At 32.7% G+C, this 13,906-nt stretch carries 9 protein-coding genes; 3 read left to right on the top strand and 6 right to left on the bottom strand.

Annotated features, from left to right (window positions below):
• Window positions 1-3 precede the first annotated feature (3 nt).
• Entirely contained in the window at window positions 4-1,782 is a 1,779-nt protein-coding gene (gene argS, locus EDB96_RS17690) for an arginine--tRNA ligase (RefSeq protein WP_134142335.1), read from the bottom strand.
• Window positions 1,783-2,109: 327 nt separating this feature from the next.
• Between argS and EDB96_RS17685 the strand changes: the two genes are divergently transcribed.
• On the top strand, window positions 2,110-4,527 hold the full coding sequence (locus EDB96_RS17685; protein WP_134142333.1) for a TonB-dependent receptor domain-containing protein: 2,418 nt from the start codon (window positions 2,110-2,112) through the stop codon (window positions 4,525-4,527).
• A gap of 100 nt (window positions 4,528-4,627) precedes the next feature.
• On the opposite strand, the gene EDB96_RS17680 is transcribed toward EDB96_RS17685, so the two are convergent.
• Together EDB96_RS17680 and EDB96_RS17675 are read right to left on the bottom strand one after the other, a co-directional pair.
• Window positions 4,628-5,299, bottom strand: coding sequence for a copper homeostasis protein CutC (locus EDB96_RS17680; RefSeq protein ID WP_134142331.1), 672 nt, complete (start codon window positions 5,297-5,299; stop codon window positions 4,628-4,630).
• A gap of 188 nt (window positions 5,300-5,487) precedes the next feature.
• A complete protein-coding gene (locus tag EDB96_RS17675; protein WP_057114829.1) occupies window positions 5,488-6,495 on the bottom strand; it encodes a 3-oxoacyl-ACP synthase III family protein in 1,008 nt (335 codons plus the stop codon).
• A 263-nt stretch (window positions 6,496-6,758) separates the two neighbouring features.
• On the opposite strand from EDB96_RS17675, the gene EDB96_RS17670 reads away from it, so the two are divergent.
• Window positions 6,759-9,170, top strand: a complete 2,412-nt coding sequence (locus EDB96_RS17670) for an alpha/beta hydrolase family protein (RefSeq protein ID WP_134142329.1) — start codon at window positions 6,759-6,761, stop codon at window positions 9,168-9,170.
• Between the two features lie 274 nt (window positions 9,171-9,444).
• Here the strand turns inward: EDB96_RS17670 and EDB96_RS17665 are convergent, their stop codons facing one another.
• From EDB96_RS17665 to EDB96_RS17655, 3 genes are all read right to left on the bottom strand, one after another.
• Window positions 9,445-10,395: an ABC transporter ATP-binding protein gene (locus EDB96_RS17665; RefSeq protein WP_057114831.1), complete on the bottom strand. Its 951-nt coding sequence runs from the start codon at window positions 10,393-10,395 to the stop codon at window positions 9,445-9,447.
• A gap of 106 nt (window positions 10,396-10,501) precedes the next feature.
• Window positions 10,502-11,197 (bottom strand): OmpA family protein, encoded by a 696-nt coding sequence (locus tag EDB96_RS17660; RefSeq protein WP_057114832.1) that lies wholly within the window; start codon window positions 11,195-11,197, stop codon window positions 10,502-10,504.
• Between the two features lie 19 nt (window positions 11,198-11,216).
• Window positions 11,217-11,720 carry a lipocalin family protein gene (locus tag EDB96_RS17655; protein ID WP_134142327.1) on the bottom strand — a complete coding sequence of 168 codons (504 nt, stop codon included), beginning with the start codon at window positions 11,718-11,720 and terminating at the stop codon, window positions 11,217-11,219.
• Window positions 11,721-11,922: 202 nt separating this feature from the next.
• On the opposite strand from EDB96_RS17655, the gene htpG reads away from it, so the two are divergent.
• Complete coding sequence (htpG, locus tag EDB96_RS17650; protein WP_057114833.1) at window positions 11,923-13,806, top strand: molecular chaperone HtpG; 1,884 nt, start codon at window positions 11,923-11,925, stop codon at window positions 13,804-13,806.
• Window positions 13,807-13,906: the final 100 nt, after the last annotated feature.

Raw genomic sequence — 13,906 nt, 5'->3', positions numbered from 1 at the left:
TAATTACATTCTCTCCGGCACTTCGATTCCTAATAATTGGAATGCAGATTTTATTACCTCAGCTACCTTTTGAGAAAGCTGAACTCTGAATATTTTTTTAGTTGAATCTACTTCTCCTAAAATATGAACAGATTGATAGAACGAATTATATTCTTTTACTAAATCGTAAGTATAATTAGCAATCAAAGCTGGACTATGATTTTGAGCCGCATTTTGAATTACTTCTGGGAAAAGTTCGATTTGTTTTACCAATTCTTTTTCTTTTTCATGAAGTTCTTCTATTTCAGTTTTAGCTGTAAAATCAAAATCTGCTTTACGAATTATTGACTGAATTCTCGCGTATGTATATTGAATAAACGGCCCTGTATTTCCAGCAAAATCAACAGACTCTTCTGGATTAAACAAAATACGTTTTTTAGGATCTACTTTTAAAATGTAATATTTCAAAGCTCCTAAACCAATTGTTTTGTACAATTTCGCTTTTTCTTCGTCAGAATAGCTGTCTAGTTTTCCTAAATCTTCAGAGATTTGTTTTGCTGTATCGGTCATATCCTGCATTAAATCATCTGCATCTACAACAGTTCCTTCACGGCTTTTCATTTTTCCAGAAGGTAAATCAACCATTCCGTATGATAAATGATATAAGCTTGAAGCCCAGTCAAAACCTAGTTTTTTCAAGATTAAGAACAATACTTTAAAATGGTAATCTTGTTCGTTACCAACGGTATAAACCATTCCGCCAACATCTGGCATATCTTTTACACGCTGAATTGCAGTTCCAATATCCTGTGTCATATAAACAGCAGTTCCGTCAGAACGTAATACAATTTTACGGTCAAGACCTTCATCTGTTAAATCAATCCAAACTGAACCGTCTGGATCTTTTTCGAAAACACCTTTATCTAAACCAACTTGAACAACATCTTTTCCTAATAAATAAGTGTTGCTTTCGTAGTAATATTTATCAAAATTAACTCCAAGATTGGTATAAGTAGTTGCAAAACCTTCATACACCCATTCGTTCATTTTTTTCCAAAGCGCAATAACTTCTTCATCTCCAGCTTCCCATTTCTTAAGCATATCTTGCGCTTCTATAATAATCGGCGCTTGTTTTTTAGCTTCTTCTTCTGTTTTACCAGTTTCAATTAAACCGTTAATTTCAGATTTATATGCTTTGTCAAATTCTACGTAATATTTACCAACCAATTTATCTCCTTTTAAACCAGAAGATTCTGGAGTTTCTCCGTTTCCGAATTTTTCCCAAGCCAGCATTGACTTACAAATATGAATTCCCCTATCGTTGATAATTTGAGTTTTGTATACTTTTTTGCCAGATGCTTTTAAAATTTCGGCAACAGAATATCCTAACAAGTTGTTACGAACATGACCTAAGTGCAGTGGTTTATTGGTATTTGGTGAAGAATATTCTACCATCACGGCTTTCTCTGCAGGGTTTGGAGTTACATACCCAAATTTCTTGTTATCTTTTATTCCGTTAAAGAAATTTAGATAATAACTATCTGAAATTACAATATTCAAAAAACCTGAAACTACGTTAAAGCGCGCCACTTCAGAAACATTTTCAACTAAATAATTTCCAATTTTATTTCCTAATTCGGCTGGATTACTTTTAATCACTTTTAGCAGCGGAAAAATCACCATTGTAATATCGCCTTCAAACTCTTTTCTAGTAGTTTGAAACTCAATTTTATCAATCGTAACATCAAATAATGCTTGTATTGCTTTTTGTATAGAAGGTGTAAGAATTTGTGGTAATGACATGTAAACTTATTTTAAAGTGAGCAAAGATACTGCTTATTCATCAATTAGAGAAAATCAAAAACATATAAAATTCAAGAAAAGAGTTTGAATTTGATAAAAAACCTGCATTTTCAATTGTTAAAATTATCAAAAAATCAAAAGCTTAATCTCTTACAAAACAGGGCATGAGATTTTTTTTGTGTTTTTTTTCACAATTTCTTGTAACATATCAAGCACATGAGAGTCTTAATAGAGACTTCAAATTCATTTTGAAGCATCAAAAAGAAAAAAGAAAACTAACAAAACAAAATCATCATCAATCAAATCAAAATAATCAACAAGGAAATCATGAAATTAAAATTCTTTCTGTTTGCGTTATTGGGGGTAATCGCAACAGCACAAGCTCAGAATACGGGAAGTATTTCTGGAAAAATTACTGAAAAGTCAAACAATGCACCAATTTCTTATGCAACTGTTTCAATTAAAGAAAATGGAAAAGTAGTTTCTGGAGTTAATACAGATGACAATGGGGACTTTGCATTTAAAAATGTTGCTTTGAAAAGCTATACAATCGAAATTCAATATATTGGATTTAGAAAATATATTGGATCTGTTATTTTAAGCGAAAACAAAAAAGCTGCGACTGTAAATGTTTCTCTTGAAGAAGAGGCAACACAGCTTAAAGGCGTAAATATTGTTGCTGAACGTTCTACAATCGAACAAAAAATCGATAGAAAAGTGGTTAATGTTGGTAAAGATTTAACAACAGCAGGAGCTTCTGCTTCTGACATTATGAATAATATTCCTTCTGTGAATGTGGATCAGGATGGAAAACTTTCGCTTCGCGGAAATGATAATGTTCGTGTATTAATTGACGGACGTCCTTCTAATATTGACCCTGCTCAGTTATTAAAGCAAATTCCGTCAACTTCTATCAAAAAAATTGAGTTAATTACCAATCCAAGTGCAAAATACAATCCAGAGGGAATGTCTGGAATTATCAATATTATTTTGCACAAAAATGCTAATACTGGTTTTAACGGAAGTTACAGCGGCGGAATCACTTTTGGACAAACTGCAAAATACAATCAGTCTTTAGATTTGAACTACAAAACAGGAAAGGTAAATTTCTTTGGTAATGTGGGACAAAATTTTGGAACGTATTACAATGATGGATTAATTAGAAGATTTGATCAAGATATTGTTCAAAAAATTGACGTGATCAATGATAATGATTCTTATTTATACAAAATAGGAATGGATTATTTAATTGATGATCATAACACATTGTCTATTTACACTAACCAAAATAAAAATACAGGAAAAGGTTTTGTAGATACTGACATTGATTATAACAATGTAACGAATTCAGACATTTCGAATATTTTTCAAAAATCAAGATATTGGGGACCAGACCAAGTTGGGACTTACAATTTAGCATACAAACATATCTTTAAAAAAGAAGGACATACTTTAGATTTTGAAGCAAATTACAGCGATAATAAAGAAACTCAAAATGCTTCTTTTGATACTCAAACAACTAATACTGACAATACAAGTTCAAATGTTGTGTACAATGATTTCTTGAAAGGAACTCGTAAACTAAGCACGGTAAATATTGATTATGTTAATCCGTTAAATGAAAAAACAACTCTTGAAGCTGGAGCAGAAGCAAGAATTACAAGAACTGGAAATGATTACATTACAGGCAACCCTCTGCTTCCTGTAGAGGCTCAGACTTCGAATTATACTTATGATACTGATATTTATTCTGCTTATGTAACGTTTGGTCAGAAATTTAAAAAATTAAGCTATCAGGTAGGTGCTCGTTTTGAGAGTTATAAAGTTGAAACTAACTTAAATCATGGCAAGGATAAATTTGATGACGATTACATTACATTGTATCCTTCTGCATATTTAACTTATAATTTAAACGAAAAGAATACTTTACAATTCAGCTACAGCCGTCGTGTTGACCGTCCAAGTTTAGAACAGACAAAACCAATTCGAGAGTTTGCTACTCCATTAGTTACTTCATTAGGAAACCCTGAATTAAGACCTCAGTTTACAAATTCTGTAGAAGTAAATTATACTAAAACATTCGAGAAAGGAAGTTTTACTGCTGGTGTTTTTGTGAGAAGCATTAATGACCAGATCAGCAGAATTTTATATCCAGATCCTGCAGACGCAAGTAAAGAAAAGCAAATTATGTCTTATACAAACTTTGATCATAATACGTCTTATGGATTTGAAGCTTCTTTCAATTATAAAATTACAAAATGGTGGGACATTCAACCATCGATTGATTTTTCTAGCATTAATCAAGAGGGAATTGTTTATAAATACGTAGCAGGCGGCCAAAGTGAGCCAGAGCAGAAAACGGTTACTGTTGCCGCTTTTAATGGGCGTATGAATTCAAATTTTAAAGTAAACAAACGTTTAAGCTTTTTACTATTTGGTTTTTACAGAGGTGCCGTTGATGGATTGCAAAACAACAGCCACGAAATGTATAAAATGGATATTGGATCACGTTACACTTTGTTAGACAACAAAATGAATATTAGTGTACGTTTTAATGACGTTTTCAACACCATGAAATATGCTTTTGATACTATGTCTCCTTATCCGCAGGCAGGTCAGTTTAAATGGGAAAGCCAAACTGTTTATGTAGGTTTGACATACAACTTTGGAGGTGCTAAAATCAAAAACCTTCAACGTAAACAAAGAGAAGACAATACTAATAAAGATGGAGGCGGAATGTTCTAACAGCCCTTCAAAAAAAGATTTTTTGAATAATTTTTGAATAATTTTTTGTAGAGAAAAAGTCTGGAGATGCCACTCCAGACTTTTTTTGTTTATTAAAATACTATAAAAAGTTACGAAGTTCCTTTATCTCTTCAGGGTTTGCGATCTCAGAATTATCTGTTATTGCTGATGAATGATAAAAAGTGATGTCTAGTTTTTCTTGTAATAATTTTATATTTGAAGATCTTAAGCCGCCGCCAGGCATGATTTCTATTCTATCTCCAGCAAGTTTTTGAAGTTTCTCTAAAGTCCAGATTCCTTCTGTAACATTTATGCCCTGACCAGAAGTTAAGATTGTTTTGAAACCGCAGTCGATCACATCTTCAAGTGATTTCTCTACATCTTTTACAACATCAAAAGCACGATGAAATGTACAAGAAAGCGGATGTGCCAAATGCACTAATTCTTTATTTTGTTTTTTATTTACTTTTCCGTTTTCTTTCAAAATTCCGAAAACAAAACCATCAACTCCCAATTTTTTAAATTGTTTTATATCTTGTTTCATTTCTATAAGTTCATCATCAGAATAAACAAAATTGCCGCCTCGAGGTCTAATAATTACATGCATTTTAATATTTAAGCTCTCACGGACTTTTACCACCAATATAGAATTTGGCGTTGTTCCTCCAAGTTTCATGTTTTCACACAGTTCAATTCTGTCCGCGCCATTTTCTTGTGCAATTAGTGCAGATTCGTAATTAAAACAAGCTATTTCGAGTTGATTTTTTTTCATTAAATATTACATTTATTAAAATAGTTTGTCATTGCGAGGAACGAAGCAACCACAAGAAAATTGGCACGTTTACAAGCGCAAAAAACTAAATGCGGTTGCTTCGTTCCTCGCAATGACTCCAAACAAAATTATAAAAAAAACCTGCTCCAAAAAGAGCAGGTTTTAAATATAATGTAAGATGAATTAAATTACCACTTAATAATAGCACTTGCCCAAGTAAATCCACTTCCGAAAGCCGCTAAAACTACAGTATCTCCAGATTTGATTTTACCTTCTTCCCAAGCTTCTGTCAAAGCAATAGGAATAGAAGCTGCTGTTGTATTTCCGTATTTTTGAATATTATTATGAACTTGATCATCTGTCAATTTGAATTTGTTTTGAATGAATTGTGAAATTCTCAAATTCGCCTGATGTGGAATCAACATATCAATATCTGAAACCTGAAGACCATTTGCTTCTAATCCTTCATTGATTACTTCTGCGAAACGAACTACAGCATTTTTAAACACAAATTGTCCATTCATGTACGGATAATAACTTTCGTCGTTTGGATCATTATCAGCCAAAATATCCGTTACCCAGCGTGCGCCCATTCCGGGAGCCTGCAAAGCCAATTCTTCGGCATGCTGTCCTTCAGAATGCAAATGAGTAGAAAGAATTCCTTTTGTTAAATCTTCTTCACGGCTTAAAACTGCTGCTCCTGCCCCATCTCCAAAAATCACCGAAACACCACGTCCGCGAGTTGTCATATCTAATCCTGTTGAATGAACCTCTGAACCAATAACTAAAATGTTTTTATACATTCCAGTTTTAATATATTGATCTGCAACAGAAATTGCATAAACAAAACCAGAACATTGATTTCTAACATCTAAAGCACCAACAGTTCTTAAACCTAAATCTCTTTGCACCAAAACTCCTGGTCCTGGAAAATAATAATCTGGACTTAGTGTAGCAAAAACTACAAAATCAATATCTTCTTTGGCAACGCCAGAACGCTCGATTGCAATTTTAGCTGCTTTAACTCCCATCGAAGTTGTGGTGTCTTCTCCACGAATAATGTGCCTTCTTTCCTGAATTCCTGTTCTTTCCTGAATCCATTCATCATTGGTATCCATTATCTTAGACAAATCATCGTTAGTCACCACATTTGAAGGAACATAGTATCCTAAGCCTGCTATTTTTGAATGATACATATTGTATTGTTATTTGTTTGAAAATTTAGAATGCAAATTTACGTATACTTTAAAATATAAGAGTACAAATTACTCTTTTTTTCGTTATTAGCAATTTTATATACTTTAATTATAAGACTGCTTAAATACAATTACTTCTCAAAAAGATAAGCTTTAGACTGAATTTTTGAATAAAATGAAAAATACTATCCAAAATGTAACAGGATATAAATATCTTAGACAAACATTTTGAATACTATTTTTAAACCCATAAAATTCAAATTATGAAATTAAAGGTTACTTTGTTCTTACTTTTCAGCTTTGGTTTTTCCTCTTTTGCCCAAGAGAATTTAACCTACCAAAAGCCTTCTAAATCTATTTTAGATCTAGCCGATTATCAAAGAGCTCCAACAGTATCTATGGATACCAAAAAAGAAAACATGCTCTTGATGTATCGAAACACTTATAAAACACTTGATGATTTAAATCAGGAAGAGGTTCGTTTAGCCGGTTTAAGAATTAATCCTATTACTAATATTTCCAGTACTGTAACTTATCTCAACAATCTTAAGCTGCGAAAAGTAAGCGGTAAAGAGGAAGTTCAGATTGCAGGTCTTCCAGAAAATCCGAAAATTACAAATATACTTTGGTCGCCAAATGACAAAAAGATTTTATTCTCTCACACTGCAAATTCTGGTGTAGAACTTTGGGTTTTAGACGTTGCTTCGGCGCAAGCCAAAAAACTTACAGCAGCAACTGTAAATGCAAATCTTGGAAATCCTTTCAGCTGGTTTTCAGACAATGAAACGATTTTGGTAAAAATGCTTCCTAAAAACAGACCTGCTCTTTTAGATTCTAAAAAAGATTTACCAACGGGCCCAATAGTTTCCACTACTTCTGGAGAAAAATCTCAAAACAGAACGTATCCTGATATGTTGAAAAACAAAAATGATGAAGCTAATTTTGAAAACAGTATTACATCTGAATTGTATAAGGTGAAATTAAACGGAGAAGCTGTCTTGTTTAAAGAGGCTGCCATGTTTGCGGGAGAGAGAATTTCGCCAGATGGTAACTACATTATGCTGACTACAATTCAGAAACCATTTTCTTATGTTGTGCCTTTAAACAGATTTCCCTCGACAACTACTGTTTATGATATAAATGGAAAAGAGATTAAAGTCGTTAACGAAGTTCCTTTAAACGAAATTATGCCAAAAGGTTTTATGGCCGTTAGAAAAGGTAAAAGAGAAATGGCTTGGAGAAATGATAAACCATCGACTTTAATGTATGTAACGGCTTTAGACCAAGGAGATCCTGCCAATAAAGTTGACTTTAGAGATGAAGTTTTTCTGTGGGATGCACCTTTCGAAAAGCAACCTACTTCATTAGTAAAAACACCACAGCGTTTTAATGATATTACTTGGGGGAATGATAATCTTGCTGTTGTTTCTGATGAATGGTATGATACTAGAAACACGAAAACTTATTTAATAAATCCATCAAATCCAAGTCAGCAGCCAAAAGTAATTACAGATCGAAATTCACAAGATGTATATTCAGATCCAGGTGTTTTTGAAACTAGAAAAAATGAATACAATAAATATGTTCTGGCACTTGAAAAAGATAATCTTTACAGAATTGGAGAAGGATATACAAAAGAAGGACAATTCCCTTTTATAGACGAATTTAATACAAAGACTTTACAAAAAAAGCGTATCTATACGTCGACTTACAAAGATAAAAAAGAGGAGATTTTAGAAATTGAAGATTATAAAACTGGAAAAGTTTTAGTTCAAATTCAATCAAAAACTGAATATCCAAATTATTATTTTAGAAATATTAAAAAACAGAATAGTTTAACCCCAATTACTGCTTTTAAAAATCCGTTTGAAAGCATTAAAAATGTTAGTAAGGAAGTAATAAAATACAAACGTAAAGATGGATTGGAACTTTCTGGAACTTTATATCTTCCTGCTGGTTATGATAAAACCAAAAAGGAAAAACTTCCATTATTAATTTGGGCTTATCCGGCTGAATATAAAGACCGAAACAGTGCTTCGCAGTCTACTCAAAATTCAAATGAATTTACATTCCCGTATTATGGATCGTTTGTTTATTGGGTAACTAAAGGATATGTTGTTTTAGATGATGCGGCTTTTCCTATCATTGGAGAAGGAAATACAGAACCAAATGATAATTTTATTTCGCAATTAGTAGATAATGCCGCGGCCGCAATTGATGCAGTTGATGCTTTAGGTTATATAAATCGTAAAAAAGTTGCTGTGGGCGGACATTCGTATGGTGCCTTTATGACTGCAAATTTATTAACTCATTCTAATTTATTTGCATGCGGAATTGCAAGAAGCGGTGCTTACAACAGAACATTGACTCCATTTGGTTTTCAAAGTGAACAGCGTAATTATTGGGAAGTACCTGAAGTTTACAATACAATGTCTCCTTTTATGAATGCAGAAAAAATGAAAACTCCAATTTTATTGGTTCATGGTGAAGCCGACAATAATCCAGGAACATTTACATTGCAGACGGAACGTTATTTTCAAGCTTTAAAAGGCTTGGGAGCGCCAGCAAGAATGGTTATTCTGCCAAAAGAATCACATAGTTATGTTGCAAAAGAAAATATTTTACACCTGCTTTGGGAACAAGATCAGTTTTTAGAAAAATATTTAAAAAATTAATACCTCATTAATTCCAAAAAATAAACCCGACAGGTTTTAAAAACCTGTCGGGTTTAATCTAAATTATTTTCTATTAAAAACATTCCATAGGAATGTCTGATTGGTAGAACCGATTATGAATCGAAAAATATTACGTTCCGCAGGAACGTTTGATTAATTATACAAACATTTATTCCGACAAAAACAGGTGTCCCTACAGGACACAATATATAATAACCTTTTTTTTGCTACCGATGAGATATTCCTACGGAATATTAAATATTCTTGTTTTATTTTATAGATAATTTAAAGCTAAAAACACTTCCTGTTCAAGGGGTAAATCTATTTCACTTTCAAAGAAAATTAATTGTCTCTTATAAACAGTTTCAATTAAATAATGACTTCCTCTAAAATAAGTTCTTCTGATTTTTACCATCAACTTAGATTCTGAAACCATTTTAAATTGATGTGGGTACACAAGAGTTTTATGCGTCTCGTCTTCGTATGATAGTAATAAGTGAGTAGGAATCTCGTTCACTTCTCCAAAAAGAGAAGCTACATATTTTATTTTTGGGTCTTCGTAAATTTTTGCTGGATCATCTTTTACAATTACTTCTCCGTTTCGCATTACAATTGCTTGATCTGCAAATGACAAAGCATCTGTACTATCGTGTGTTGCAATGATACACGTAATTCCTTTTTGTTTCAAATATCGAAACAAATTACGGCGAAGTGCATTTTTCCTAAAAGCATCAATCTGACTGAACGGCTCGTCTAATAAAATTACTTCTGGCTCTAAAGCCAAAACTCTAACCAATGCTACACGCTGCTGTTGTCCTCCACTCAGAAATTTTGTTTTTACATTAGAAAATTGTTCCATTTCTACCATCTCCAATAATTCCTGAACACGAAGTTTTTTCATATTGGCAAATCCATTAGAAAGAAATTTTCCAACATTTTCGGCCACTGTTTCATATGGAGACAAATCGAAATCCTGCGCCAAATATTTCATATAAGGCATTCCAGGAATCAAATTAAATTTTGGCCCTAAAACAGGTTTATCACCATAAAAAATCTTTCCCTCATCTAAATCATATAAACCATAAATCAGTTTAAGAAGCGTACTTTTTCCGCAGCCACTTTCGCCGATAATAGAAATATTCTGCCCTTTCTCAATAGTAAATGAAATGTCTTTTATAACGGGTTTATCTGTATACGAAAAAGATATATTTTGAATGTCAAGCATGAGTTGTAATATGAGATGTCAAATTTACAATGTTTAATTTCTAAAGTCAAAAAAAAGCTGCTTCAATTATGAAACAGCTTTTTTTATATTTTATTTTGTTTTGAAATTATTTTCCAGCTTCTGCTTTAGCGTCATTTACCATTTTGTCATTTGCTGTAATAGAGAATTCAACACGACGGTTTTGAGCTCTACCTTCTGGAGTATCATTTGTTGCGATTGGATCTGCAATTCCTAAACCTGAAGTTTTGAAACGGCTAGATTTTAATCCTTTAGCAACTAAATAAGCCTGCACAGAAGCCGCTCTTTGTCCTGAAAGTGTTAAGTTATATTCTGGTTTACCTGTATTATCAGTATATCCAAAAATCTGAATATCTGTATCTCCATATTCATTGAATACTGGAACTAATTTATCTAAGTTAGCTTTTGCCTGAGATGTTAGAGTTGATTTATTTGTATCAAAACGAACAGAATTTTCATTCAAAGTTAAGTGAATTCCTTCTCCAACTCTTTCTACAGAAGCTCCTGGTAAAGCTTGATCGATTTCACGAGCTTGTTTATCCATTTTGTTTCCAATAAGTGCACCAGTTCCTCCACCAACAGCAGCTCCAATTGCAGCACCTAAAGCAGCGTTTCCGCCTTTTCCTAAATTGTTACCTAAAACAGCACCGATTACACCTCCGGCAACAGCACCAATTCCAGCACCTTTTTGTGTATTATTTGCATTTTTTACTGAATCGCAACTAGTAAAAAAACTAGTTAGAACAAGTAAACTACATAAACTTAAAACAGTTATCTTTCTCATATTTTTATATCTTTAAATATTAATTGGCTCTTTGAAATTGGTAAGTCACATCTTTAACCTGACCTCCAACATTGATGTTATCGATTAATTGAAATGAAGTTTCGGTAACACCTCCTACTTTAAGTAAATAACCATCTCTTACTTTTTTAGCTTTTTCGCCAGCATCAAGAATTTTAAGTACAAACATACCTTGATTGTTGATACTCCATACAATTGGAGAAGAAAATCCAGTACAACTTGGCGATGTTAAAGCCATTGTTCCTTTATTATTATTAGAAATAAAACTCCAAGTACTACCAATAAAACATTTTGAATCTGCAAGATCAAATGAATTTACTTTGATATAATCTGAACCTGGATAAGACACATTGGTAAGAACCCAATTCCCTTTTAAAGCTACTTGCGTTTTCTTGTCAAGTTTAGTTGAAAGCGTTGTTGCTTCAGACGAAGCTGTTGTTGACGAAGCTGATTTACACGCAAAAAACATCGTGGCAATCAAGCAAATGAATATTACTTTCTTCATTTTATACATTTTGTTTAAGTTAATACTTACAAGTTTAACAATTATTATACCACAAATATACGATTCGTAGAGATATTTAATGTTCTAAAATCTAATTATTTTCTTTCAAAATTAACATTTCCGACATTTTGTCACCCAAAAAACAATTGGTATTCTATTTGAATAAGTGAAAATCATCACATTAAAATAAAAATTAAAAAATATGGCAACAGGTAAAATTAATGTTTCAGTAGAAAACATTTTTCCATTAATTAAAAAGTTCTTATACAGCGACCATGAAATCTTCTTACGTGAGCTTGTTTCTAACGGTACCGATGCTACGTTAAAATTAAAACATCTTATCAGCATTGGCGAAGCTAAAGTAGAATACGGCAATCCGATCATTGAAGTTAAAGTGGACAAAGAAGGTAAAAAAATCCACATTATCGATCAAGGTCTGGGTATGACAGCTGATGAAGTTGAAAAATACATCAATCAAGTTGCTTTTTCAGGAGCTGAAGAGTTCTTAGACAAATACAAAGATTCTGCTAAAGATTCTGGAATTATCGGACATTTTGGTCTTGGTTTCTACTCTGCATTTATGGTGGCTGAAAAAGTTGAGATTTTTACAAAATCATACAAAGACGAACCAGCAGCACATTGGACATGTGACGGAAGCCCTGAATTTACTTTGGAACCAGCTGACAAAACTTCACGCGGAACTGAAATCATTCTTCACATCGCAGAAGATTCTCTTGAATTTTTAGACGATTCAAAAATCAGTGGTTTATTGAATAAGTATAACAAGTTTATGCCTATTCCAATTAAATTCGGAACTAGAACAGAAACGCTTCCAAAACCAGAAGATGCTCCTGAAGATTATGTTAATGAAACTATCGAAGTTGATAATATCATTAATAACCCTAATCCAGCTTGGACAAAACAGCCTTCTGAATTATCTGATGAAGATTACAAAAACTTCTACAGAGAATTATACCCAATGCAGTTCGAAGAACCGTTGTTCAACATTCACTTAAATGTAGATTATCCGTTTAACTTAACTGGTATTTTGTATTTCCCGAAATTAGGAAATGATATGCAAATCCAGAAAGATAAAATTCAATTGTACCAAAACCAAGTTTACGTTACCGATAACGTAGAAGGAATTGTACCTGAATTCTTGACAATGTTAAAAGGTGTAATCGATTCTCCAGATATCCCACTAAACGTTTCTCGTTCTGGCTTACAAGCAGATGGAGCTGTTAAGAAAATTTCAAACTACATTACTCGTAAGGTAGCTGATAAATTGAAAGCTTTATTTAATGAAAACCGTGCTGATTTTGAAGCTAAATGGAACGATATTAAAATCGTTTTAGAATACGGAATGCTTTCTGAAGATAAATTCTACGAAAAAGCGGGTGCATTTGTTTTATACCCAACTGTAGATGATACTTACTTTACTTTAGATGAATTAAAAGAAAAACTAAAAGAAAACCAAACTGATAAAGATGGTAAACTAGTAATTCTTTATGCAGGAAATAAAGATGCTCAGCACTCTTACATTCAAGCAGCAAAAGATAAAGGTTACGAAGTATTGCTTTTAGATTCTCCAATTATTTCGCATTTAATTCAAAAAATTGAAGGCGATAACAGCGGATTAACTTTTGTTCGTGTTGACTCTGACCATATTGATAATTTAATCAAGAAAGACGAAAACACAATTTCAAAATTATCTGATGAAGAAAAAGAAACTTTAAAAACTTCATTAGAAGCTTATATTCCAAAAGCTTACAGCGTACAATTGGAAGCTATGGACAGCCAGGCGGCTCCATTTATCATCACGCAGCCAGAATTTATGCGTAGAATGAAAGAAATGAGCCAGACAGGCGGAGGCGGAATGTTCGGAATGGGAAATATGCCAGAAATGTACAATTTGGTTGTAAACACTAATTCTGATTTGGCTTCAAGCATTTTAAATACTGAAGATAAAACACATCAAGAGCACTTGGTAAAACAAGCTTTAGATTTGGCTAAATTATCGCAAAACCTATTGAAAGGAGAAGCTCTTACAGCTTTCGTAAAAAGAAGTTTTGAGATGATTAAATAATCATTCGAAAAGAATATTTTTGAAAATCCTGCAAATTAATTTTTGCGGGATTTTTTTTGCTCCAAAATCACTTTTAAAAAAGGGTGATTCTCCCCTTTTC

Source organism: Flavobacterium sp. S87F.05.LMB.W.Kidney.N (genome assembly GCF_004366435.1).
Classification (GTDB): Bacteria; Bacteroidota; Bacteroidia; order Flavobacteriales; family Flavobacteriaceae; genus Flavobacterium.
The sequence above is the reverse complement of the archived record's forward strand: the minus strand, read 5'-3'. Positions and strand labels throughout refer to the sequence as shown.